The organism is unidentified bacterial endosymbiont (assembly GCF_918797525.1).
Taxonomy (GTDB): Bacteria; Pseudomonadota; Gammaproteobacteria; order Enterobacterales; family Enterobacteriaceae; genus Enterobacter.
Genome location: NZ_OU963893.1, coordinates 3,678,804 through 3,702,293 on the forward strand (window position 1 = coordinate 3,678,804; position 23,490 = coordinate 3,702,293).

20 protein-coding genes, 1 other RNA gene and 2 pseudogenes are annotated in these 23,490 nt (G+C 54.5%); 9 read left to right on the forward strand and 14 right to left on the reverse strand.

The genetic code is table 11. The features are described from left to right. Positions 1-11 precede the first annotated feature (11 nt). From acrB to NL510_RS17680, 5 genes and pseudogenes are all read left to right on the forward strand, one after another. Positions 12-3,159: pseudogene (gene acrB / locus NL510_RS17660) on the forward strand (multidrug efflux RND transporter permease subunit AcrB). A 512-nt stretch (positions 3,160-3,671) separates the two neighbouring features. Next, positions 3,672-4,046, forward strand: coding sequence for an Hha toxicity modulator TomB (gene tomB / locus NL510_RS17665; protein WP_253378795.1), 375 nt, complete (start codon positions 3,672-3,674; stop codon positions 4,044-4,046). Positions 4,047-4,073: 27 nt separating this feature from the next. Next, positions 4,074-4,292, forward strand: a complete 219-nt coding sequence (hha, locus tag NL510_RS17670) for a hemolysin expression-modulating protein Hha (RefSeq protein ID WP_253378797.1) — start codon at positions 4,074-4,076, stop codon at positions 4,290-4,292. A gap of 207 nt (positions 4,293-4,499) precedes the next feature. Continuing rightward, on the forward strand, positions 4,500-5,051 hold the full coding sequence (gene maa / locus NL510_RS17675) for a maltose O-acetyltransferase (protein ID WP_253378799.1): 552 nt from the start codon (positions 4,500-4,502) through the stop codon (positions 5,049-5,051). Between the two features lie 117 nt (positions 5,052-5,168). Further along, a complete protein-coding gene (locus NL510_RS17680) occupies positions 5,169-5,636 on the forward strand; it encodes a YlaC family protein (RefSeq protein WP_253378801.1) in 468 nt (155 codons plus the stop codon). 43 nt (positions 5,637-5,679) lie between these two features. Here the strand turns inward: NL510_RS17680 and ykgO are convergent, their stop codons facing one another. Then, positions 5,680-5,820: a type B 50S ribosomal protein L36 gene (ykgO, locus tag NL510_RS17685; protein ID WP_253378803.1), complete on the reverse strand. Its 141-nt coding sequence runs from the start codon at positions 5,818-5,820 to the stop codon at positions 5,680-5,682. A gap of 2 nt (positions 5,821-5,822) precedes the next feature. After that, complete coding sequence (locus NL510_RS17690; RefSeq protein WP_253378805.1) at positions 5,823-6,083, reverse strand: type B 50S ribosomal protein L31; 261 nt, start codon at positions 6,081-6,083, stop codon at positions 5,823-5,825. A gap of 233 nt (positions 6,084-6,316) precedes the next feature. Here NL510_RS17690 and NL510_RS17695 point away from each other — a divergent pair, with 233 nt between their 5' ends. Beyond that, positions 6,317-7,885: a cyclic di-3',5'-guanosine monophosphate phosphodiesterase PdeB gene (locus NL510_RS17695; RefSeq protein ID WP_253378808.1), complete on the forward strand. Its 1,569-nt coding sequence runs from the start codon at positions 6,317-6,319 to the stop codon at positions 7,883-7,885. A gap of 21 nt (positions 7,886-7,906) precedes the next feature. On the opposite strand, the gene NL510_RS17700 is transcribed toward NL510_RS17695, so the two are convergent. From NL510_RS17700 to yczE, 3 genes are all read right to left on the reverse strand, one after another. Beyond that, on the reverse strand, positions 7,907-10,996 hold the full coding sequence (locus NL510_RS17700; RefSeq protein ID WP_253378810.1) for a beta-galactosidase: 3,090 nt from the start codon (positions 10,994-10,996) through the stop codon (positions 7,907-7,909). A gap of 104 nt (positions 10,997-11,100) precedes the next feature. Continuing rightward, a complete protein-coding gene (locus tag NL510_RS17705; protein WP_253378812.1) occupies positions 11,101-12,171 on the reverse strand; it encodes a LacI family DNA-binding transcriptional regulator in 1,071 nt (356 codons plus the stop codon). A 77-nt stretch (positions 12,172-12,248) separates the two neighbouring features. Then, positions 12,249-12,860, reverse strand: coding sequence for a membrane protein YczE (yczE, locus tag NL510_RS17710; protein ID WP_253378815.1), 612 nt, complete (start codon positions 12,858-12,860; stop codon positions 12,249-12,251). A gap of 87 nt (positions 12,861-12,947) precedes the next feature. Here yczE and yczR point away from each other — a divergent pair, with 87 nt between their 5' ends. Further along, the gene (gene yczR / locus NL510_RS17715) at positions 12,948-14,369 is read left to right on the forward strand and encodes a MocR-like transcription factor YczR (RefSeq protein WP_253378817.1); all 1,422 of its coding nucleotides are present in this window, start codon (positions 12,948-12,950) and stop codon (positions 14,367-14,369) included. A 59-nt stretch (positions 14,370-14,428) separates the two neighbouring features. On the opposite strand, the gene NL510_RS17720 is transcribed toward yczR, so the two are convergent. From NL510_RS17720 to ffs, 3 genes are all read right to left on the reverse strand, one after another. Next, the gene (locus NL510_RS17720) at positions 14,429-14,644 is read right to left on the reverse strand and encodes a hypothetical protein (RefSeq protein WP_253378825.1); all 216 of its coding nucleotides are present in this window, start codon (positions 14,642-14,644) and stop codon (positions 14,429-14,431) included. Further along, entirely contained in the window at positions 14,641-14,892 is a 252-nt protein-coding gene (locus NL510_RS17725; RefSeq protein ID WP_253378830.1) for a hypothetical protein, read from the reverse strand. The genes NL510_RS17720 and NL510_RS17725 overlap by 4 nt, the downstream gene beginning before the upstream one ends. Before the next feature lie 399 nt (positions 14,893-15,291). Next, an RNA gene (gene ffs, locus NL510_RS17730) (signal recognition particle sRNA small type) lies at positions 15,292-15,388 on the reverse strand. Positions 15,389-15,557: 169 nt separating this feature from the next. On the opposite strand from ffs, the gene NL510_RS17735 reads away from it, so the two are divergent. Then, positions 15,558-15,869: an MGMT family protein gene (locus tag NL510_RS17735; RefSeq protein WP_253378835.1), complete on the forward strand. Its 312-nt coding sequence runs from the start codon at positions 15,558-15,560 to the stop codon at positions 15,867-15,869. 33 nt (positions 15,870-15,902) lie between these two features. Here NL510_RS17735 and NL510_RS17740 read toward each other — a convergent pair whose 3' ends face one another. Next, positions 15,903-16,430, reverse strand: coding sequence for a YbaY family lipoprotein (locus NL510_RS17740; RefSeq protein ID WP_253378838.1), 528 nt, complete (start codon positions 16,428-16,430; stop codon positions 15,903-15,905). Positions 16,431-16,634: 204 nt separating this feature from the next. On the opposite strand from NL510_RS17740, the gene tesB reads away from it, so the two are divergent. Continuing rightward, positions 16,635-17,495 (forward strand): acyl-CoA thioesterase II, encoded by an 861-nt coding sequence (gene tesB, locus NL510_RS17745; protein WP_253378840.1) that lies wholly within the window; start codon positions 16,635-16,637, stop codon positions 17,493-17,495. A gap of 72 nt (positions 17,496-17,567) precedes the next feature. On the opposite strand, the gene amtB is transcribed toward tesB, so the two are convergent. The 5 genes and pseudogenes from amtB to NL510_RS17770 form a co-directional block, all read right to left on the reverse strand. Next, complete coding sequence (gene amtB, locus NL510_RS17750; RefSeq protein WP_253378842.1) at positions 17,568-18,854, reverse strand: ammonium transporter AmtB; 1,287 nt, start codon at positions 18,852-18,854, stop codon at positions 17,568-17,570. Between the two features lie 34 nt (positions 18,855-18,888). After that, positions 18,889-19,227 carry a P-II family nitrogen regulator gene (gene glnK / locus NL510_RS17755; protein ID WP_253378849.1) on the reverse strand — a complete coding sequence of 113 codons (339 nt, stop codon included), beginning with the start codon at positions 19,225-19,227 and terminating at the stop codon, positions 18,889-18,891. Positions 19,228-19,448: 221 nt separating this feature from the next. Beyond that, a complete protein-coding gene (locus NL510_RS17760; protein WP_253378850.1) occupies positions 19,449-21,230 on the reverse strand; it encodes a SmdB family multidrug efflux ABC transporter permease/ATP-binding protein in 1,782 nt (593 codons plus the stop codon). After that, positions 21,223-22,994 (reverse strand): annotated as a pseudogene (locus tag NL510_RS17765) (SmdA family multidrug ABC transporter permease/ATP-binding protein). The gene NL510_RS17760 and the pseudogene NL510_RS17765 overlap by 8 nt, the downstream one beginning before the upstream one ends. A gap of 30 nt (positions 22,995-23,024) precedes the next feature. Continuing rightward, positions 23,025-23,483: an Lrp/AsnC family transcriptional regulator gene (locus NL510_RS17770; RefSeq protein WP_253378851.1), complete on the reverse strand. Its 459-nt coding sequence runs from the start codon at positions 23,481-23,483 to the stop codon at positions 23,025-23,027. Between the last annotated feature and the right edge of the window lie 7 nt (positions 23,484-23,490).

Sequence of the window (23,490 nt, forward strand, 5' to 3'; positions counted from 1 at the left end):
GCCGTTAAGACATGCCTAATTTCTTTATCGATCGCCCCATATTTGCGTGGGTGATCGCCATTATCATCATGCTGGCCGGGGGACTTGCGATCCTGAAGCTGCCTGTCGCGCAATATCCAACAATTGCGCCACCGGCGGTGACTATTTCCGCAACCTACCCAGGGGCTGATGCCAAAACGGTGCAGGATACCGTTACCCAGGTTATCGAACAGAACATGAACGGTATCGATAACCTGATGTACATGTCCTCAAACAGTGACTCAACCGGTACAGTTCAGATTACCCTGACCTTTGAGTCAGGTACTGATGCAGATATCGCGCAGGTTCAGGTGCAGAACAAACTGCAGCTGGCGATGCCGCTGCTGCCGCAGGAAGTGCAACAGCAGGGGGTGAGCGTCGAGAAATCCTCCAGTAGCTTCCTGATGGTTGTCGGCGTTATTAACACCAACGGCACCATGACCCAGGAGGATATTTCCGACTACGTGGGCGCCAACATGAAGGACGCTATCAGCCGTACTTCCGGTGTGGGTGACGTTCAGCTGTTCGGTTCCCAGTACGCGATGCGTATCTGGATGGATCCGAACAAACTGAACAACTTCCAGCTGACGCCAGTGGACGTTATCAACGCCATTAAAGCACAGAACGCCCAGGTTGCGGCCGGTCAGCTAGGCGGTACGCCACCAGTGAAAGGTCAGCAGCTTAACGCGTCTATCATCGCGCAGACCCGCCTGACCTCTGCCGATGAGTTCAGCAAAATTCTACTGAAAGTGAATCAGGACGGCTCGCAGGTTCGTCTGCGTGACGTAGCAAGAGTGGAGCTGGGTGGCGAAACCTACGACGTCATTGCGAAATTTAACGGCAAACCGGCCTCAGGCCTGGGGATCAAACTGGCAACAGGCGCTAACGCCCTGGACACCGCGACGGCTATCCGTGCAGAACTGAAGAAGATGGAACCCTTCTTCCCGTCAGGTCTGAAAATCGTTTATCCATATGACACTACGCCGTTCGTGCAAATCTCGATTAACGAAGTCGTTAAAACGCTGGTAGAAGCGATAATCCTGGTATTCCTGGTGATGTACCTGTTCCTGCAAAACTTCCGTGCGACGCTGATCCCAACCATCGCGGTGCCGGTTGTACTGCTCGGAACCTTTGCGATCCTGTCGATATTCGGTTACTCGATAAACACCCTGACGATGTTCGGGATGGTGCTCGCCATCGGCTTGCTGGTGGATGATGCCATCGTGGTGGTTGAGAACGTCGAGCGCGTCATGGCGGAAGAAGGGCTACCGCCGAAAGAAGCGACCCGTAAATCTATGGGTCAGATCCAGGGCGCACTGGTCGGGATTGCAATGGTGCTGTCGGCGGTATTTATTCCGATGGCCTTCTTCGGCGGCTCTACCGGGGCGATTTACCGTCAGTTCTCCATCACCATCGTTTCGGCGATGGCGCTGTCGGTACTGGTGGCGTTAATGCTGACGCCAGCCCTGTGCGCAACCATGCTCAAGCCGATTAAGAAAGGGGGCCACGGCGAGCACAAAGGGTTCTTCGGCTGGTTTAACCGCATGTTTGACAAGAGCACGCACCACTACACCGACAGCGTAGGCAACATTCTGCGCAGCACCGGTCGTTACCTGCTGCTGTATATCATCATCGTGGTGGGCATGGCCTATCTGTTTGTTCGTCTGCCCAGTTCGTTCCTGCCAGACGAAGACCAGGGCGTGTTCCTGACCATGGCACAGCTGCCAGCGGGGGCATCGCAAGAGCGTACTCAGAAAGTGCTGGATGAAGTGACCGACTACTACCTCACTAAAGAGAAAGCGAACGTTGAATCGGTGTTTGCGGTTAACGGCTTTGGCTTTGCAGGCCGAGGTCAGAACACCGGTATTGCCTTCGTCTCTCTGAAAGACTGGGGAGATCGTCCAGGTGATGAGAATAAAGTTGAAGCCATTACTGGCCGTGCGATGGGCACCTTCTCACAGATTAAAGATGCGATGGTCTTCGCTTTTAACCTGCCCGCGATTGTTGAACTGGGTACCGCCACAGGTTTCGACTTCCAGCTGATTGACCAGGGCGGTCTGGGTCACGAAAAACTGACTCAGGCACGTAACCAACTGTTTGGTGAAGTGGCGAAACACCCTGACCTGCTGGTCGGCGTGCGTCCGAACGGTCTGGAAGATACGCCGCAGTACAAAATTGATATCGACCAGGAAAAAGCCCAGGCGCTGGGCGTTTCCATCAGTGACATCAATACTACCCTGGGCGCGGCCTGGGGCGGTAGTTATGTCAATGACTTCATCGACCGCGGCCGCGTGAAGAAAGTGTACGTGATGTCAGAGGCGGAATACCGTATGTTGCCGAACGATATCAACACCTGGTACGTTCGCGGCAGCAACGGGCAGATGGTGCCGTTCTCAGCCTTCTCAACCTCGCATTGGGAGTACGGTTCACCGCGTCTGGAACGCTATAATGGTCTGCCATCTATGGAGATTCTGGGCCAGGCGGCACCGGGCCGAAGCACCGGTGAGGCCATGAACCTGATGGAAGAGCTGGCGGGCAAACTGCCTGCGGGTATCGGCTATGACTGGACGGGAATGTCCTATCAGGAACGTTTGTCCGGCAACCAGGCCCCTGCCCTGTACGCCATTTCACTGATTGTGGTGTTCCTGTGTCTGGCTGCCCTGTACGAGAGCTGGTCGATACCGTTCTCCGTGATGCTGGTAGTTCCGCTGGGGGTTATCGGCGCACTGCTTGCTGCAACGTTCCGTGGCTTGACCAACGACGTGTACTTCCAGGTGGGCCTGCTGACAACCATTGGCTTGTCGGCGAAAAACGCGATACTTATCGTGGAATTCGCCAAAGATCTGATGGAAAAAGAGGGCAAAGGCCTGATTGAGGCGACGCTTGATGCGGTGCGTATGCGTCTTCGCCCAATCCTGATGACCTCGCTGGCGTTCATCCTCGGCGTTATGCCGCTGGTTATCAGTTCCGGCGCAGGCTCTGGCGCGCAGAACGCCGTAGGTACAGGTGTAATGGGGGGGGATGGTTACCGCGACCGTTCTCGCCATCTTCTTCGTACCGGTGTTCTTCGTGGTGGTTCGCCGCCGCTTTAGCCGTAAGAATGAAGATATTGAGCATAATCACTCAGTAGATCATCACTGATACCGGTTTCACATCATACAAAGGCCGCATAAGCGGCCTTTTACAATCCTGAGAAGAGTCATAAATTACGCTTATTGTCGTTCTATTTATTTTATGCTTTCTCCGTAAGACATATCATAAATACGCTAGAAATGACTCGACGAAGTTAAGTCATTTTTAATTTCATATCGGCGCGTAAATATTAGGAATATTCCTAACAACTGAGGCTGGATTGCGATAGTTCCGCAAACAGACTTCATTTGAAGGCGCAACTTAACTCAATGAAACGTAAGGAAGCCGTAAAAACACAAGGATAAGTTTAGATAAAAATGTCTTACTCAGAATGTGCATTTGCTTGGACGATCGCAGCATGGCATGTTATTTGTAATTTTTCGTAATAGCGCGATGAAATCTTGATCAGAGTGGCTTATAGTTAGAGTTATCAGGAACACAGCACCCGTGGGCTAAGTTTGTTGTATCCATCCCGACACAGATGTTCGGTGAGTAAAAAATCACTCAAAAGGGGATGCGCTATGGACGAGTACTCGCCAAAAAGGCATGATATCGCGCAGTTGAAATTTCTCTGCGAATCCTTGTACCATGACTGCCTTGCCAATCTTGATGAAAGTAACCATGGCTGGGTGAACGATCCAACGTCTGCCATCAATTTACAGCTAAATGAGTTGATAGAGCATATTGCAACCTTCGCACTTAATTATAAAATTAAGTATAATGAAGATAATAAGCTGATTGAGCAAATTGACGAATACCTGGACGACACCTTTATGTTGTTCAGCAGTTACGGCATTAATGTACAAGATTTGCAAAAATGGCGTAAATCTGGAAATCGGCTATTCCGTTGTTTCGTCAACGCCAGCCGGGCTAACCCCGTTAGCCTTTCCTGTTAAAATTATTACAATTTCTAAGGTGAATTTATGACTGAAAAACCATTAACCAAAATCGACTATTTGTTGCGCTTGCGACGCTGTCAATCTCTGGACACGCTAGAACGTGTAATTGAAAAGAATAAATACGAGCTTTCTGATAATGAACTGGCTGTATTTTATTCGGCGGCTGACCACCGTCTTGCTGAGCTGACCATGAATAAGTTGTACGACAAAATTCCGTCATCCGTATGGAAATTTGTCCGTTAATCTTTGAAGCGTGCCTGTAGAGTTCTACGCCACTTTTTAAATAGAATTAAACTTTCGATTTATGCTCCCTGTGCGAATACTGGGTCTCCGTATTAACAGCGCTTATCAACAGTAATGTTGTGACTGTTGTCACAGTGACCTTTAGGGAACGTTCCCTTTCTGGCTAATCCCCTTTACCCTGCGGTAATTGATCCCAGAGAGGTTCCTATGAGCACAGAAAAACAGAAGATGATTGCGGGTGAATACTATCGTCCCGGTGATGAAACCTTACGGGCCGATCGGCAGAATGCCCGTCAACTGATTCACCGTTATAATCACACAGCTCCCAATGAGAAAACAGAACGCCAGACAATCCTGGCGATGCTACTCGGGCAAAGTGATGGGGCATATATAGAACCGAGTTTTCGCTGCGATTACGGCTATAACATTTACCTGGGTAAAAATTTCTACGCAAACTTTGATTGTGTGATACTGGATGTCTGTCCTGTCTATATCGGCGACAACTGTATGCTGGCGCCGGGCGTTCATATCTACACGGCAACCCATCCTCTGGACCCGATTGAACGTAACAGCGGTCTTGAGTTTGGTAAACCCGTACACATTGGCAACAATGTCTGGATTGGCGGGCGCGCCGTGATTAACCCCGGCGTGACCATGGGTGATAACGTGGTCGTGGCGTCCGGTGCAGTCGTGACCAAAGACGTTCCGGCAAACGTCGTCGTTGGCGGGAACCCGGCTAAAATCATCAAGACCCTGTAGGGCTGAATGACGCTAACTGTTATGGCCTTTCATTGCGTAACTGTTACTTTATTCAATTAACCGCCTCCCCTAAACTAGGCAGATCACCTGTATTTTCAAAATTCATAAAGGTAATAAATGACCGAGATACAGCGCCTGCTTACCGCCACTATCAACGATCTCAACATCCGCGAAAAGCGCGACAATCGCCCGCGCTTTAGCATTAGCTTTATCCGCAAACATCCGGGTTTGTTTGTCGCCATGTACGCCGCCTGGCTGGCAACGCTTGTGGTAATGCTGACCTCCGCCACGCTGGTAGATTCCGTCTGGCTTCTGGTGGTGCTGTTTGTGGTGTTCAACGCGTTCTTCTTTTTCGACGTTAACCCTCGTTATCGCTACGAGGATATCGACGTGCTTGATTTTCGCGTCTGTTACAACGGCGAGTGGTATAACACACGCTATGTGCCACCCGAGCTGATCGACACCATTCTGCACTCCCCAGCCGTGGATACGACGCTTAAACAAAAGCTGCAGAAAATGGTCTCCACCAAAGGCGAGCTCTCTTTCTATGATGTGTTTACGCTTTCACGCCCTGCTACGGCATAAAGCGCGGCTGGATGCGCCGGATCCCCGGCGCTGATAAGCGTGTTTAGCCTCTTTTTTTACCCCCCTGGACGGCTTTAAAGCGCGGGTTCGATTTGCAGATAACGTACAGACGTCCTTTGCGTTTCACTATCTGGCAATCCGGATGACGCTGTTTTGCGCTGCGCAATGAGTTAAGTACCTGCATGGTTAGCCTCGTTTCACGTTAAGAAAACCGCCAAAACGCTTGCGGAAGCGTGCCGCACTGCCGTCCGTGGAAAACGTCTTCTGTTTACCGGTATAAAACGGATGCGATTTTGACGAGACCTCAATGGTGATGTACGGAAACGTTTCACCGTCGAGTTCAATGACGCGGTCGGTCTTTATGGTCGAACCGACTTTAAAGTATTCATTTGCACTGGTGTCGTGAAACACCACAGTGCGATAGGCTGGATGGATATTAGGTTTCATCGTGGACTCTCAATGTTTTGTTATAACATAACAAAAGCATATCTGAGCCGTACTGTAAAAACAACCCCCTCTCCAGTTCACCCTCCCTGTGTTTTTTTTCTGATTTACGCGGTCAGACGTCAACTCTATGACCGCTGCATGCTATAACTTTATCATTTCGCGGTAAAATATCTCTCCTCTGGCGATGACACCCAGGGCTCCGGGAGCGGGCATATGAGGAAGGAAACAACAGCATGAAAAGCCGACATCTTATCAGCCTCGTGACAGGCGTCCTGATCTTTTCTGTGCTGGTCCCGATCTGCCTCAGCGTCTGGCTGGCTCACCGCCAGGCGGAAGAAAAATTCGTAGATTCGCTGGATAACTACGCCTCACGCGTGCTAATCCGTACCGACAAAGTCGTTGGACAAGCGAAGGATGCCCTTACATCACTGCAATCCCCTGATTTTGCCCCCTGCAGCCGTATGCATCTGCGCGAGATGCGTCGGGTCGCATTTTCGTTTCGTTATATTCAGGAGGTAATTTACGTTGAGGGTCTGACTCCCCTCTGCTCCTCGCTGGAACAGGTCAGCAATGCTAAACCTTTTCCCCCCGCGATGCGCGTGACATCAGACGGTTACAGCGCCTGGCTAACGACACACAACGATCTCGCCGTTAACCATTACATGGCCGTTTTGGGTAAAGGCCACTATATGGTGATGATCGATCCGGACTCACTGGTCGATGTCATTCCTTTTGGCGAGCTTCGTACCGATGCCGCGCTGATTGGTCATGGCAATAATATTATTTTTGCCCGCAGTAACACCCTCGAACCGCATATTCGCACCCTGCTGGAACACCAGAGCCTGACGCGTTTGCAATATAAGGGTTCAATGTACGTGGCAAAGTCGGCTTCCGATCTGGGCTTTAGCGTGGTGGCGTGGTCAGCATTAACGCCGCTACAGGAGAGCTGGCATAAGCAGCTTCTTTTTTGGCTCCCCTTTGGCATGCTGATAAGCCTGCTCGCCGCGCTCTTTATGTTACGGATCCTGCGCCGCATCCAGTCGCCGAAGAACCGTCTTCAGGATGCAATTAACAGCCGTAATATCGTGGTTCATTATCAGCCCATCGTCGCCTTAGCCAGCGGAAAAATAGTGGGAGCTGAAGCCCTTGCCCGCTGGCCACAGCCTGACGGTAGCAACCTTTCGCCCGATATCTTTGTCCCGCTGGCTGAACAGACAGGTCTTATTTCACAGCTGACCCGGTTAATCGTTGAAAAGGTTTTCGAGGAGATGGGCAACTGGCTACACCTTCATCCGGAACAGCATATTTCCATTAATCTCGCGCCCGCCGATCTCATTTCAGGCAAGCTGCCGCCCCTGCTGAGTGAGCGGCTGAACAAATGGCAAGTCCAGCCCGGGCAAATCGCGCTTGAGCTTACCGAGCGCGGTTTTGCCGATCCCAAAGTCAGCGCGCCGGCCATTGCCGCCCTCCGCCGCGCTGGTTATGCCGTTCATATTGATGACTTTGGTACAGGCTACTCCAGCCTCAGCTACCTTCAGGACCTGGACGTCGATACTCTAAAAATTGATAAATCTTTCGTGGATGCGCTGGAGTATAAGAACGTGACGCCGCACATCATTGAAATGGCAAAATCACTCAATCTGGCGATGGTGGCGGAAGGCATTGAGACGGAAGGTCAGCTCGCCTGGCTGCACCGCCACGGCGTGCAGTACGGCCAGGGCTGGTACTACAGCAAGGCGCTGGCGCAGGTCGAGTTTATTCAGTGGGCCGAAAATAACCTCGAAAGCCATGCGGTCACCTGAATGACCGCATGTGCGGCGGTATTACGCGTTCTGGCGCCAGCTTAGGGTATAGCGAAGCTGACGTTTTTGCAGAATGAATCCCGCTGAAACGCTCGGGCTCCACGAGTCGTCCCCGCCCACGCCCATGTGGAACGCATCGAGGTTGAGCCAACAGCCCGGCTCCTCGCGCAGCAGATGATGGTGAGTGGTCTCTTGCAACTGCTGCTGGCTATAGCGGCTCACTGAGAAATGGAACAGGCCCTGTATCTGGTGTGAACCTAATTTAAGCTCACGCGTATCGCAGCGCAGGCCGTTTTCCGTTGGGAAAATATACGGCGTGTGCATCTCCTCCAGCGGCGATGTCCAGCGCCCCTGCTGAGCCGCCAGCTTTCGGTCAGGATAGTTTTCATGCGGCCCCAGCCCGAGCCAGCAGGCCGTTTCCGGCGTACGAGAAAGTTGAACGCTCAGACCCACGCGCGCAGGCTCAGGGATATCAGAGGCAATCTCCACCTCAACTTCAACATGCAGTACACCGTGCGCATCCACCCGCCAGACTTTGCGGCTCAGGAACTGTATTTTGCCACCATATTCCCATGCATGCAGCGAGGTGACGACCGCATCGTCCTCCCGTTGCTTACCTTCACACAGCACCACCCGAGGCGTTAAATTATACATCCCCGCCGCTTTCCAACGCTCAACCCACGCATTCGGATCGATTCTCGTCGCCTCGCTCACGCCAATATCGTTATCCAGCGGCGCCCGGGTAAAATTATCTATCAGCGGCGAAAGCAATGTTTGAGCACCGTTGCACCACCATTGCGTCAGGTTTCCCGTCGTCCGGTTAAACTGCCAGCGCTGGTGCTGATGGCACAGCTCCAGCACCTCATCCGTCTGCGTAAAGCGCGGAGTCACTCCCGCCTGAACCGGTGGCGCAATAGCCAGCGGAGCAGGCAGCGGCCATTGCTCCCACGCACAGCGATGGTTGGCCGGCGACCACATCGTCGCCTGTGCTTGAAGCACCTCCACGTTGAACCAGAGTTCATCCCGTCCGGCCGCCAGCTCCGGCAGCGAGAGCGCCAGGCGCTGCACGCCCTGGGGGGGAATGGAAAGCGTTACCTCGCCGCAGGCCAGCACCGTTCCGTCGCGGGCAACCGACCATCTCAGCAACTCATTATCTGTATTACGGAACAGGTAGTCGCTCTGTATCTCAACCACCAGTGGAGAGGCACTCACCAGCCTGAAGGTGAAAAACTGCTGCGCGCGCTGCGCCTCGTATAACGCAGGATGGGGCGTGCGATCGGGAAATACCAGCCCGTTCAGACAGAACTGACGGTCGTTGGGTTTATCACCAAAATCCCCCCCGTAGGCCCAAAAGGGCGCGCCATTTTCATCCATTTTAGTGAGCGCCTGGTCAACCCAGTCCCAGACAAATCCTCCCTGCAGGCGCGGGTGGCTACGAAACGCCTGCCAGTATTTAGCAAACCCACCGAAACTGTTGCCCATCGCGTGGGCATATTCACACAGGATCAGCGGGCGCGTTTCATCGGGCATGCCGATCCATTTTTTAATTCCCCACTTAGGCACGGCCGGGAAAGGCTGATCCTGATCGACGCGAGCATACATCGGGCAAACAATGTCGGTGGCGGCGGTATTGGCTCCGCCGCCTTCATACTGTACCGGGCGCGTCGGATCGGTCGTTTTTAGCCAACGATACATGGCGTCGTGATTAGCACCGTGACCCGACTCATTGCCCAGCGACCAGATGATAATTGAGGGGTGGTTACGATCGCGCTGTACCATCCGGGTAACGCGCTCGCTCATGGCGGGCAGCCAGCGAGGATCGTCAGAAAGACGATTCATCGGAACCATGCCGTGGGTTTCGATATTGGCTTCATCGATAACATAGAGCCCGTAGCGGTCACACAGGCTGTACCACAGCGGGTGGTTCGGATAATGCGAGCAACGCACGGCGTTAAAATTGTGCTGTTTCATCAGTTCGATGTCGCGGCGCATCGTTGCTTCATCCATTACATGCCCGTTTTCAGGATGGTGCTCATGACGGTTCACGCCACGGAGCAGGAGAGGTTTACCGTTGAGCTTCAACAGGCCGTTGCTGATTTCAACCTGGCGCAGGCCTACGTCACAGGCTTCAACTTCCAGTAAATTCCCCTCTCCATCCACAAGCGCAAGGGTCAGGCGATAGAGCTCCGGCGTTTCAGCGCTCCATAACGCTGGGGCATCGACAGGGATCGTCATCGTAAGCCGCTCGGCCCAGTTCCCCCGCTCATCGACAATGGCTGACCCCGGACATTGCGTCGCACTGGCGCATTTTTCGCCGTTGCGCCAAAGCGTCATGGCCACCTCGCATTCGGTGAAACGAGAACCGGCCAGCGCGACCTCAACCTTCAGCACTGCCCTGTCACCTTCGCAGTTTAGCTCCGTGACGTGGTGATAATCCGCAATGTGGGTCTCCGGTTTATGCAGAAGTGACACGTCGCGGAAAATACCGCTCATTCGCCACATATCCTGATCTTCAAGGTAGCTACCGTCACACCAGCGAAGGACCATCACCGCCAGGCGATTTTGTCCGGGGCGCAGGGCAGCAGAGAGATCAAATTCGGCGGGCAGCCGGCTATCCTGCGAGTAGCCGATCCACTGACCATTGCACCACAGATGAAACGCCGAGTTCACCCCGTCAAAGATAATCCGCGTGTGTCCGCCTTGCAGCCAGGCATTATCCATTTCAAATGTGAGCGAATAACAACCGGTGGGATTCTCTGTCGGAACGGAGGGCGGATTTACAGGGATCGGATAGGTGACGTTGGTGTAGATAGGGGTATCGAATCCCTGCCTCTGCCAGTTTGACGGCACGGGCGTCGCGACGGCGGCGGCGGTATCCTCCGTTATCCAGACCTCTGGAACGTGCTCAGGGGCGGGATAAAAGTGAAAGCGCCATATCCCGTTGAGAGAACGCCGGCTTGCGGATCCCGTATTATCTCTGGCGCAAGAGGGGCTACGCCAGCTTTGAAATGGCGCGTGCGCCGCCAGACGGTTCCATTGCGTCACGCCGGGGTTTTCCCAGTCGCGACGCGCCAGAAGTGTGCTAAGAGTCAGCGGTGAAGCGGTAGACATAACAACCTCTTTGCGAAGCGCTCACAATTTTGAACCAACTTGCCCTGGTGGAATGCGCGGGTAAAGCTGCGGATCGCCAACTCGCGAGTCAGATCACAAAAGCCTTACCCGCGCGCAATTTTCTCCGCTAATACCGCCAGAAATTTTAGCTGCCGCGCCAGATCGTCGCGATCGACCCGATCGGCGGCACGGGGAGCGGTTGAATGCCGGGCAATAAGCGTAACGGGCAGCTGTACCTGCCAGCATTTGTCCGCCGGAGTGGGTGCCAGCAACCACTCCACGCTTCGCTCTCCCGCCTCACGAAAAGCCTGACGCACGGTGGTAAGCGGGGGCGAAAACCAGGCGCTGTCGGCAGTATCATCAAACCCGACGAGTGATATCTGGCCGGGTATGGCGACCCCCCTTTCAGCGCAGGCCCGCATCACGCCCAGCGCCATTTGATCGTTCGCCACCAGAATGGCATCAGGTAAATGCGCACCGGATAAAAGCCGGTGGCCTTTTTCATATCCGGATGCGGCACTCCAGTCGCCATGCTCCACCGCGACGGCCTCATGCCCGGCCTTCGCCAGAGCCGTTTTCCAGCCCAGCAGACGCGCGCGGGCAGAGACTGAACGTTCAGGGCCACCGAGCAGCGCAATATGCTGATGCCCCAGAGCGAACAGATGTTCAGCGCCAAGGCGCGCGCCCTGTGCGGCATCAAACGCCAGGCTGTTGACCTGCGCGCAGGGTGAAACATCCAGAAACAGCACCGGAACGGGCGAGGCCAGGGCATTGAGCTGTTCGGCGTCAGGATCGTCGAGCGGAACATTCACCAGCAAGGCTTCCACGCGCTGGGACAGTAGCTCCTGCACCGCAACCAGGCATTGTTGCGGATGTTCCACCATTGAGATAAGTACGCTTGCGCCCTGCTCTGAGGCACGGGATTTTACCGTCGAGGCAATTTGCGATGGCGCGTGCAGGGCCAGATCGGTGGTGATTAGCCCCAGCGTGTGGGTGCGTTTACCCGCCAGCTGTTGCGCGCCACGGTTAGGAACGTAGTGCAGCTCCGCCATCGCCTGCAGCACCTTATCCCGCGTGCGGGCGGAAACGTGCGCCGCGTCGTTAATCACACGGGAAACGGTCTGGTAGGAAACCCCCGCAAGGCGGGCGACATCATAAAGGGTAATCGCTTTCATGCAATCCGCCATCGCGATAAAACAGGCGGCTATTGTGCCACAGCGAGGCCCTTAAAACATGTGAGCGCTTCGCAAAATTAAACAACCCGCTCCGGCTGGACGATATGCTTGTTTCGTGGTTTCTGGCGAAACCATGGCAAACAGAGCTGGATCAGCGGGCCAATGGTCAATGCATACAGCACCGTTCCCACGCCGAACGAGCCGCCTAACAGGCAACCCACCAGCAGGACGGACACTTCAATGGCGGTACGGATACTGCGCACCGACCAGCCTGTTCGCGCATGTAGACCGGTCATCAGGCCATCCCGGGGTCCGGCCCCAAAACCGGCTCCGATATACATCCCTGTGGCAATCGCATTCACGATCACCGCAGAAATCAGCAGCATAATGCGAGCCGTTAATGAGGACAGCTCAGGGATCATAGCCAGCGCTGCATCGGCTGCTATACCCAGCACAATGACGTTACTGAGGGTCCCAAGCCCTGGACGCTGACGAAGCGGGATCCACAGCAGCAACACTGCGGCGCCGGTGAGGATCATGATGGCCCCAATATCCATCTGAAACAATTTTGCCACCCCCAGATGAAACACATTCCACGGATCGGCCCCCAGATCTGCGCGAACAAACATGGCCGTTGATACACCATAGAGCACTAACCCGATATAAAGCTGAACTAAGCGACGTACCATTTTTTATCTTCTCCAGTAAACCCGGCTTTTATCATGCGTGAAAATGGCTCTATGATTAATGTCCAGTTTATAAATAGTGGACTGCATATGTCATCTCGCCGTTTTGGAAGCCAGTCTTTGGTACGCCTTATAGGCCACTGGCAGCAACCCACCTCCCGGTTGCCGCTTTGGCGTCAACTGGCCGACGCATTACGCCTGATCGTCCTCGATGGCCGGCTGGCCCTCAATACGCGCTTACCGGGTGAACGGGAGCTGGCCGCTGCGCTGGCGGTAAGCCGTACTACCGTCAGCAGTGCGTTAGCTCACCTGCGGGAAGAGGGTTACCTGGAGAGCCGTCACGGCAGCGGTTCCCGGGTGATCCTGCCGGACACTCGTCCCGTCCCCACACTCTCGGCGGCAAGCGTTGCTCTGGATCTTTCTACGGCCGCGCTCAACGCCGGGCCTGAAATCCATCAGGCTTATACTCATGCCCTCACGGTAATCACTTCGCACCTTGCGCTAACGGGATACGATCGGCTTGGTTTGCCGGCGCTGCGTGAAGCTATTGCCGGACGTTATACCGCGAGAGGACTGCCTACACGGGCGGACGAGGTGATGGTGGTCAATGGCGCGGTGAGCGGTTTTGCCCTGGTACTGCGCATGATGACCGGCCCCGGAGACAGGGTCGTCGTTGACCATCCGACTTATCCCCTGGCGATAGCCGCTATTCAGGGCGCGCTGTGTCGGCCGGTGGGTGTAGCATTGCCTGAAAGCGGGTGGGATACCGATGGCTTTGCCGCCACGCTGGCCCAGACCGCGCCACGGCTGGCCTATCTGATGCCGGATTTTCACAATCCGACGGGGCGCTGCATGGATCTCACCACGCGCCAGACAATCGCCGACATTGCCGCGCGGACCCGCACCACGCTGGTGGTGGATGAAACCATGGTCGATCTTTGGTTTGATTCGCCACCGCCACCGCCGTTAGCCTCATTTAACCCGGACGCGACGGTCATCACGCTCGGCTCGGCGGGGAAAAGTTTCTGGGGCGGGCTTCGTCTCGGCTGGATCCGGGCATCGTCCCGCACTATCGCAACGCTTGCACAGATGCGCGATACCCTGGACTTAGGATCACCGCTGCTGGAGCAACTGGCGACGCAGTGGCTTATCGAAAACAGTGAGACGTTTTTACCTGCGCGACGAAAAATGCTAACTGAACGCCGTGACCGGTGCGGAGCGCTGTTGCGGGAACATTTTCCGCACTGGACATTCCAGCAGGCTGAGGGTGGACTTTCATACTGGATAGCCTTGCCGGATATGCAGGCAACGCAGCTTGCCGCACGGGCGGAAACGTTGGGGATCAATCTGGGGACCGGTACGCGGTTTGGTTTGTCTGGCGCTTTTGACCGCTATTTACGCATGCCCTTCTCGCTTGAGCCGGCAGAACTGGAGCAGGCGTTACTGAGGATTAAGCCGCTGTGGCTCACCATCAATAACAGCACGCTGTCCGTTAAACGAAGCCTGGTATAATGCAAATAAAAACGCCTGACTGTACTGGATGCAGTCAGGCGTTTTCACAGACAGGTGATTTAATGCTGCGGAGGAATGGGAAAACCCTTCAGCGAAATAACGAAGTCATCCCCCTCTTTCTTTATTTTTGCGCCAGTATCACACCAGTCTGACGCAATGCGAAAGAACTCATCACTTCCTACATTCCAGCCCAGACGGACATGCTTTACATAGCCTGAACGCAACAAATCGCAGGCTTGTTTGTAGTCTGTGGCAGTTGACAGTTGTTGTTTCATTTTTTCTTCTTCAGAATTTTACGTAGCGCCTTGATTTCTTTAGGCGTAAAAGGAGATGTGCTCTCTTCTTCCGTATGCTGATTATCAATGTCTTCTTCCGTTACTCCCGCCTCTGCGACTGCCTCAAACGCCAGTAGCAGCAGTTTTTCTGTGGTCACACTGAGATTCTCATTATTCACTTCTGCGTAGAGGCGAAGTCTTTCTTTTAGCGCGTCATCAATCTTAACGTTTAAAACCGCAGTAGCCATGATGGTCACTTCCATTCGGAATAAGTTATTTATTTAATACACGAAGTTAACAACTTGATCCAGAATTATATTTTTATCTTATGACAGAAAAAAGACACCCAATAATAAAATGACAGTCTATTATTACAGGTTTATGACAATATTATTTCAGTAGGATGAAAGATATATACCCTAAATAATTCGAGTTGCAGGAAGGCGGCAAGGGAGTGGATCCCCGGGAACGTACATAAGTACGTGACTGGGGTGAACGCGTGCAGCCAACGCACATGCAACCTGAAGTATGACGGGTATATTACGCAATACCTTATTACCCTTACAATAAAAGGGAATTATTTCAGAAATGCGCTTAGGGTGATAAAGGCGATGAGATTTATGAAGAGGACAAAAAATGGGTGGGGGCCCTGCCAGCTACATCCCGGCACCCACGTCCTCTGCCCTGGCTGCTTCCTTCCGGACCTGACCTGGTGAACAGAGTAGCGTTGCGAGAGAACCAACAGAGCCCCCATTGCGAGCGTTGATAACCAACGCGCTGGCGCATTATCCCTGTGCCGCCCTTCAATTGCAAGCTATCACGAACTGGATGGCGCTTTATTGCGCAAACAGCCGCGCAATCTCGTTTCTCCTGGTTTACCATTGTCCTGCATGACTTCTTTGAAGGAGAAAAAATGGACGAGTATGACGCTTTCCCGCAACGTGTCTGGCACATTGTGGCGTCGATCCCGGTAGGCTATGTCACCACCTATGGGGAGGTAGCGCGTCTTGCCGGTTCACCTCGCGCAGCCCGCATGGTCGGCGGCGTGCTGAGACGCTTGCCGCAAGGGAGCTCCCTACCCTGGCATCGGGTGGTGAATCGACACGGCGCTATCTCGCTGACCGGACCGGATTTACAGCGCCAGCGTCAGGCTTTACTGTCAGAGGGGGTGCAGGTATCCGGGACCGGAGAGATAGATTTGCAGACGTATCGCTGGGTTTACTGACCCCCTCTCCCGCAGAAGAAAGGGCAGTAGCGATTAAAGCTGTGTTGGAGGCGTTGGCAGCGCCGGCTGGTTGGTCTGTGGCGCGACCGGCAAAGCGGTCTGCGGGACAGGAACCAGATTCAGGTCAATTTTAGTGCCGCCGTTGTTAATCGCATCCTGCACCGTGTCGGTAATAAAGACCAGCCTATCGTTGATCGTCACCGCCGCACTCAGGAGGATACGTGCATTAGGCTGCACGTCAGAGGGGTTGTACGGTAACACAAAGCTGAACGGCGCCTGTTTACCCTCGGTACGTACGGCGCGCTGCGCCAGCACTTTTGACGGTGCGTCAGCCAGGGAAGCATCAGAAAGCGTTACCGTAATAACCGCATCCGGTGGTAACGCCACGCGCTGTTGAATCCGGATAGTCCCTGAAACATTTGGTTGCTGAATAGACTGCTGTGAAAGTGTGTTAATACCGTTCGGGTTTGCCGCTGGCACCGGCACCTGGGCGCTCTTTCCTGCACAGGCGGACAACGCCACCGCAATAGCTACACCACTTAGCATAGGCACGAGTTTCATTGAAGTCTCCTTATCATCAATGCACCAGCGGGATCGATCCCATCTGATGTCGTTTTATTCACATAACATAAGCAAGTGTGGCACAACTCACTGATTATTGCCTGGAATCGTCCTGATATTCAGACAAATCCACCCATCGGACCCCTTTCATTTCTGCGTTATACTCTGCCTATCTTTCGCCACGGCGTATTATTGAGGACGGCTATGAGTCAGGCACTGAACAATCTGCTGACATTACTAAATCTGGAAAAAATTGAGGAAGGCCTCTATCGCGGTCAGAGCGAAGATTTAGGCTTACGTCAGGTCTTCGGCGGACAGGTCGTCGGACAGGCGCTGTACGCTGCGAAGGAAACCGTCCCGACAGACCGTCTGGTACACTCTTTTCACAGCTATTTTCTACGCCCTGGCGATAGCGCGAAACCCATTGTGTACGATGTTGAAGTATTAAGAGACGGCAACAGCTTTAGCGCACGCCGCGTGGCGGCGATTCAGAACGGCAAACCGATCTTCTACATGACCGCCTCTTTCCAGGCCCCGGAACCAGGCTATGAGCATCAAAAAGTGATGCCGCCCGCCCCGTCGCCAGAAGATCTGAAATCAGAGACGGATATCGCCCGTGCGCTGGCGCATTTACTGCCGCCTCAGGTAAAAGAGAAGTTTCTCTGTGATAAACCGCTTGAAATCCGTCCTGTTGAATTCCATAACCCAATGAAAGGCCATGTGGCAGCGCCGAAACGCCAGGTCTGGATCCGCGCGAATGGCAGCGTACCGGAAGATTCGCGCGTTCATCAGTATCTGCTGGGCTACGCCTCAGATTTCAACTTCCTGCCGGTTGCGCTACAGCCGCACGGCGTGGGTTTTCTTGAAAAAGGGATGCAGGTTGCGACCATAGACCACTCCATGTGGTTCCACCGCCCGTTCGATATGAACGAGTGGCTGCTTTACAGCGTGGAGAGTACCTCGGCATCAAGCGCGCGCGGGTTCGTACGTGGGGAGTTTTATACGCAGGAGGGGATACTGGTGGCATCGACGGTTCAGGAAGGGGTTATGCGCAACCGCGGATAATGGTGTGCGGGTTGCTCCCCCGTGGGAGAGAATAAAGCACAACGGCAACCTCGGTTGCCGTTGTGCTGTTTATTAGGCGTTATACGCATTCTCGCCGTGGCTGTTGACGTCCAGACCTTCACGCTCCTGTTCTTCCGGTACACGTAAGCCGACGGTCATGTCCGCCAGCTTGTAGCCAATGAACGCGACGACCCCAGACCAGACGACGGTAATGGCGATACTTTCCAGTTGGACCAGCAGTTGGTGAACCATGGTAACCCCTTCTGCATAACCGACGCCTCCCAGAGATTTCGCCGCGAAGATACCGGTCATGATGCATCCGATGATGCCGCAGACGCCGTGCACACCAAACACATCGCAAGGGTCGTCAACGCGCAGAACACGTTTCAGCGCCGTCACGCCCCACAGCCCCGCCAGACCCGCAACCAGACCGATGAGCAACGCCCCGCCTACGCCGACAAAACCACACGCCGGGGTGATCCCTACCAGACCAGCGATGGCGCCCGAACAGGCGCCGAGCAGAGAAGGTTTACCGCGAACCGCCCACTCACCGAACACCCAGGAGAGGATCGCACCCGCCGTAGCCACAACGGTATTCACGAAGGCCAGCGCGGCGATTTCATTCGCGGCGCTTGCGGAACCGGCGTTAAATCCGAACCAGCCGAAGTAGAGAATGGCTGTCCCGGTGAATACCATAGGCAGGTTATGCGGTTTAAACGCCTCCTTACCGAAGCCTACGCGCTTGCCAATCAGATAGGCCCCGACCAGCCCGGCGACCGCGGCGTTAATGTGAACCACGGTCCCGCCGGCAAAGTCCAGTGCGCCATGAGACGCCAGCAGACCACCGCCCCAGACCATATGAGCAATAGGAACGTAAGAGAGTGTTAGCCAGACCACCACGAAAATCAGCACCGCAGAGAAGCGAATACGCTCAGCCAGCGCGCCTACAATTAAGCCCACGGTGATGCAGGCGAATGATCCCTGGAATGCCACGTGGATGTACTGGTAGAAACTGCCCATCAACGCGGTCAGCTCAATGTTTTTCAGCATCGCCCAGTTGACGTTCCCGAAGAAGGCGTTCCCTTCACCAAAGGCCAGCGAGTAGCCGTAAACCACCCACAGAACACATACCAGCGCGAAAGTGACGGTAACCTGGGTAAGCATGGAGAGAACGTTTTTACCGCGGATCAAACCGCCGTAAAAGAGCGCAATCCCCGGAATGGTCATAAACAGCACCAGGGCGGTGCAGATCATCATAAAAGCGTTATCGGCTTTGTCTGCTACCGCAGGGGCAGCCATTACCAGGCCCGGCAGCAGTGCCAGCGACCCCAGACCCGTTTTGATTGTTGCTATTTTCATTTTTCGATCCCTATCACTGTGTGCCAGACGTTACTCACAACGCCGCTTCGTCAGATTCGCCGGTACGGATGCGAATGACGCGCTGCAGCTCGGCAACAAAAATCTTGCCGTCGCCAATTTTGCCGGTGTAAGCCGCTTTGCTGATCACATCAACCACCTCATCAAGCTGGTCATCCGCAATTGCAACATCAATTTTCACTTTTGGCAGGAAGTTAACGCTGTACTCCGCCCCGCGATAAAGCTCGGCATGCCCCTTCTGACGACCAAATCCTTTCACTTCGGACACAGTCAGTCCCTGAATACCCACAGAAGACAATGCTTCGCGCACGTCTTCGAGTTTGAATGGTTTAATTACAACCGTAACCAGCTTCATAAATCCCCTCCAGTCAGAATGCAGTAATGGCCGCCGCTCACCCGGGAGATATTGCAAGGGATGTGCCACAATTGAAAACAGAGGGAATATGCGCGGTAACGCGCCAGTAAAGGGGTTTAGCCTGAGGCGGGCGAAAAAAAAACGCACCATGACAGTGCAGGGCGCGTTTCCGGTTTGCACCAACAGTAATGACTGTTAGCGCATTGCCTGATGTTGGTGCATCAGGCGCTAAGCGATTCTTCATCTCGTGCGCTGGCGGCCAGTTCGTCCCCCGCCAGCTGCAACTGGTACATCTGCCAGTAGCGCCCTTTCGCCTCCAGCAATTGCCGATGCGTTCCGCGTTCAACGGCCTGACCACGATGCAGAACCAGAATGGTGTCTGCGTCGACAATCGTTGAAAGGCGATGCGCAATGACCACCAGCGTCGTCTGGTTACGTACTGCAGCCAGCGCCTGTTGGATAGCCTGTTCAGTGCCGGAGTCAATACTGGCCGTTGCTTCATCCAGAATCAGCACCTGCGGCGTTTCAATCAGCACCCGCGCCAGCGCCAGGAGTTGCTTTTGCCCAACAGAGAGGTTATTCCCCTGCTCTCCCAGCCTGGTGTTAATCCCTTCGCTAAACCCGCGCGCCAGCGCTGCCAGTTGCACTTTTTCCAGCACATCCCAAACCTGTTCCGGGGTGTATGGCCTACCCAGCGTCACGTTGGCGAAGAAGGTATCGGCCAGCACCACAGGATCTTGCTGCACCATCGCGACGCCTTTGCGCAACGTGTTGTGGCTGAGCGAGGCAAGCGGGCGACCGTCGAGGCGAATTTCGCCATGCGTTAAGGGGTAATACCCCATCAGCAGACTGGCAAGGGTACTTTTACCGCTTCCGGTGTGCCCAACCAGAGCGACAAAACCCCGTGAAGGCACATCGAGTGTGATGTCCTGCAAGACAAGCCGGTCATCGCGGTAGGCAAAGGAGACGTTATCAAAGGCTATGGATCCGCTTTGCAGCGGACGGTCGTCATTACCGTAAGTCTGACGCGGTCGGTCCATCAGCTCAAAGACACGCTCACCAGCTACCACGGCCTGTTGCAACATGGATTGTTGGGTAGTGAGTTCAATGAGCGGCTCGTTAAGGCGTCCGAGATAGCTAATGAAGGCATACAACACGCCAACTTCAATCGTGCCGTGGTTTGTCAGGCCAAACAGCATTAGCAGACCACACAGTACCAGCGCCGAGAAAAGGCTGAGCAGCGGCCGTAACAGAAAACCGTCAAGGCGTAACGTCTGCATTCGCGCCATATAGTGTGAACGGCTGGCTTCGCCCATTCGCTCGCCAAAGCGCGCCTGCTGACGAAATTGCTGGATGACGCTCATGCCGTTAATCACTTCATTAAAGCCATCATTGATATCGGCCAGATAAGTGCGCACCCGGCGGACAATCGGCGTGCTGTAACGCTGGTAGATAACCATGACAATCAGCACCGCCGGGAAGATGGCAATCGCCACCAGCGCCATTCGCCAGTCGAGACTGAACATGGCCACCAGCATCGCCCCAATCAGGGCTGCGCTGCGCAGCACGGTTGCCACCACGGTGACGTACAGGTCACGGATCACCTCGGTATCATTCGTTACGCGGGAAATAACCTGTCCGACCGGCTGAGTATCAAATTCACTTAATGGCTGGCGCAGCGCTGCGTCCATCACGTCCGTGCGAAGCTGCTGTACCACGCCAACGGCCGCCCGGTTAAAGAGCAGAGCCTGCGCATAGTGCAGCCCGGCCGCCATCAGTTGTAACCCGACGTAAGCCACGCCCAAGCCCGCCACCAGCCCAAGCGGCATAAAGCTTTTCGCCACCATATTGTCGATGAAATAACTGATAAGCAGCGGGCCGCTCACCTCGGCTATCGCCGCAATCCACAGCAAAAATACCGCGATCGAGAGCGGCTTGCGCCACGGCGAGCCGTAGGCAAGCAGACGTTTAAGCGTCGGCCATATCGTTGCCGGTTTATGCATTGGCGGCCTCCTCGTCCTGTTCCGGGGCATCATCCAGCGCCGCTTCAAGCTGCTGATAACGATACATATCGCAATACCAGCCAGGTTGTTGAGCAAGAGAGTCGTGGTCTCCGCGCTGGGCGATATGCCCGTGCTGCAGCACCACAATTTCACTGGCTTCCGTCAGCGCCGACAGCCGATGGGCGCTGATAATAACCGTGCGTCCTTCGCCCCACTGACGCAGATTATGCAGAATCTGATGCTCGGTGCGGCCATCAACAGCCGAGAGCGCATCATCCAGAATGAGAATTTCGGCGTTAAGCAGCAGCGCACGGGCAATGGAAATTCGCTGTTTTTGCCCGCCGGACAACATCACGCCCCGCTCGCCCACCTCTGTCTCATAGCCCTGAGGCAGACGCAGAATATCCTCATGCACGCTGGCTAATCGCGCGACGTGCTCGATCTCTTGCTGGGTTGCAGAAGGACATCCAAGGGCAATATTGTTGCCGATGGTATCGGAGAATAAAAACGGCGTCTGGCTGACCACTGCCAGGCGTCTGCGCCAACTGTCCAGCAGCAGGTTCGTTAGCGGAATATCATGGAAACGAATGTCGCCCTGCGTTACATCAAAGTGACGCTGGAGCAGCGACAAAAGGGTACTTTTACCCGAGCCGGTAGGACCGCAAATCCCCAGCATCTGACCGGGCTGCAGCGTGAAGTTCAGGTTTTCGAGCACCGTTTGATCTGTCTGTGGATAACTAAACGACTGAATATCGGCTTTCAACACCCCGCGCCCTTCCGGCACCGGCTCGCTGCCGTCATTTACTACCGGTGCTTCAGCCAGCATGTCGCGAATACGGCTGTATGCCGCGCTGCCGCGCTCAACAATGTTGAACATCCAGGCCAGGGCCAGCATCGGCCAAATCATCAGCCCCAGGTACATCGCAAAACTGGTTAACTGGCCGAGGGTCATAGAGCCCTGCACCACCATCCAGCTCCGCCGCCAATCGCCAGCAGATTAGCCATGCCGATTGCGATATAAATAGTGGGATCAAAACGAGCATCAATACGGGCTACACGCATGTTTTTCGCCCCGGTGTCCGCCGCATCGGCGGCAAACAGCGCAGACTGTCTGTCCTCCAGACCAAAAGCTTTGATCATGCGAATACTGGACATGCTTTCCTGGGTGCGATCGTTTAACGATGAAAACGCAGCCTGCGCCAGTTTGAAGCGCGCATGTAATTTTTCCCCGTAGCGATTGATCGCCAGAGCCATAATCGGCATGGGCAGGAGCGCCATCAGGGTTAACTGCCAGCTGATCTGGGTCGACATGACAATCAACACCGCACAGCCCATAACCAGCGAATCCACCAGCGTTAGCACACCTTCACCGGCGGCAAACACCACGCGGTCGACGTCGTTAGTGGCGCGGGCAATGAGGTCGCCGGTACGATGGCGCAGGTAAAACTCAGGATGTTGTCGGCTAAGCTGTCGATAAAAATCCTCACGCAGCTCGACGGCCAGTTGATAGGACGCGCCAAATAACAGTACCCGCCAGACGTAGCGCAGCAGGTAAACAATCACCGCGGTCAGCACCAGCGTGCCAACCCACATCAGCACCCGTGCGGTGGTGTAATGCTGTTCTGTGACGCCATCCACGACATATCCCACCACTTTTGGCGGGATCAACTGCAAAATGGCAATGATAATAAGCAGGCATACTGCGCCGAGATAGCGTTGCCACTCCCGACGAAAGTACCAGCTTAATTGGGCAAATAATCGCACGCGGTTTGTTCCTGAAGGTATTTAACGAATTTATTCAATGGGTAATGCTGTGGTGTACTTTATCTGTTCCATGGCAAAACTTGAGGTGACGTCCGACAAGCCCGGCACGCTATTGACCAGCCGCTTATAAAAATCGTCGTAACGCTTCATGTCCGCGACCTGAACACGCATCAGGTAGTCGTACTCCCCTGCCATGCGCCAAAAACCAAGTACCTCCGGCATTTCGGCTACCTGAGTAACGAAGCGGCTATACCAGTCGCTGCTGTGGTGCTGTGTTTTTATCAGGACAAAGGCGGTCAGTCCAAGCCCCAGTTTTTCAGGATCTAATAACGCAACACGTCCCAGCAGGATGCCGTCATCTTCGAGTTTCTTGAGTCGCTTCCAGCAGGGCGTGGTGGTCAGATTAACGGCATCTGCCAGCGCCTGCAAAGAGAGGGTGCAGTCACCTTGCAGCAATGAAAGCAGCTTGCGATCGATTTTATCTAGCATACCCACC

Bases quoted from the DNA above. Each gene is read 5' to 3' on its own strand.
- tomB (WP_253378795.1), top strand. From the start codon at position 3,672: ATGGACGAGTACTCGCCAAAAAGGCATGATATCGCGCAGTTGAAATTT.
- hha (WP_253378797.1), top strand. From the start codon at position 4,074: ATGACTGAAAAACCATTAACCAAAATCGACTATTTGTTGCGCTTGCGA.
- maa (WP_253378799.1), top strand. From the start codon at position 4,500: ATGAGCACAGAAAAACAGAAGATGATTGCGGGTGAATACTATCGTCCC.
- NL510_RS17680 (WP_253378801.1), top strand. From the start codon at position 5,169: ATGACCGAGATACAGCGCCTGCTTACCGCCACTATCAACGATCTCAAC.
- ykgO (WP_253378803.1), bottom strand. From the start codon at position 5,820: ATGCAGGTACTTAACTCATTGCGCAGCGCAAAACAGCGTCATCCGGAT.
- NL510_RS17690 (WP_253378805.1), bottom strand. From the start codon at position 6,083: ATGAAACCTAATATCCATCCAGCCTATCGCACTGTGGTGTTTCACGAC.
- NL510_RS17695 (WP_253378808.1), top strand. From the start codon at position 6,317: ATGAAAAGCCGACATCTTATCAGCCTCGTGACAGGCGTCCTGATCTTT.
- NL510_RS17700 (WP_253378810.1), bottom strand. From the start codon at position 10,996: ATGTCTACCGCTTCACCGCTGACTCTTAGCACACTTCTGGCGCGTCGC.
- NL510_RS17705 (WP_253378812.1), bottom strand. From the start codon at position 12,171: ATGAAAGCGATTACCCTTTATGATGTCGCCCGCCTTGCGGGGGTTTCC.
- yczE (WP_253378815.1), bottom strand. From the start codon at position 12,860: ATGGTACGTCGCTTAGTTCAGCTTTATATCGGGTTAGTGCTCTATGGT.
- yczR (WP_253378817.1), top strand. From the start codon at position 12,948: ATGTCATCTCGCCGTTTTGGAAGCCAGTCTTTGGTACGCCTTATAGGC.
- NL510_RS17720 (WP_253378825.1), bottom strand. From the start codon at position 14,644: ATGAAACAACAACTGTCAACTGCCACAGACTACAAACAAGCCTGCGAT.
- NL510_RS17725 (WP_253378830.1), bottom strand. From the start codon at position 14,892: ATGGCTACTGCGGTTTTAAACGTTAAGATTGATGACGCGCTAAAAGAA.
- NL510_RS17735 (WP_253378835.1), top strand. From the start codon at position 15,558: ATGGACGAGTATGACGCTTTCCCGCAACGTGTCTGGCACATTGTGGCG.
- NL510_RS17740 (WP_253378838.1), bottom strand. From the start codon at position 16,430: ATGAAACTCGTGCCTATGCTAAGTGGTGTAGCTATTGCGGTGGCGTTG.
- tesB (WP_253378840.1), top strand. From the start codon at position 16,635: ATGAGTCAGGCACTGAACAATCTGCTGACATTACTAAATCTGGAAAAA.
- amtB (WP_253378842.1), bottom strand. From the start codon at position 18,854: ATGAAAATAGCAACAATCAAAACGGGTCTGGGGTCGCTGGCACTGCTG.
- glnK (WP_253378849.1), bottom strand. From the start codon at position 19,227: ATGAAGCTGGTTACGGTTGTAATTAAACCATTCAAACTCGAAGACGTG.
- NL510_RS17760 (WP_253378850.1), bottom strand. From the start codon at position 21,230: ATGCATAAACCGGCAACGATATGGCCGACGCTTAAACGTCTGCTTGCC.
- NL510_RS17770 (WP_253378851.1), bottom strand. From the start codon at position 23,483: ATGCTAGATAAAATCGATCGCAAGCTGCTTTCATTGCTGCAAGGTGAC.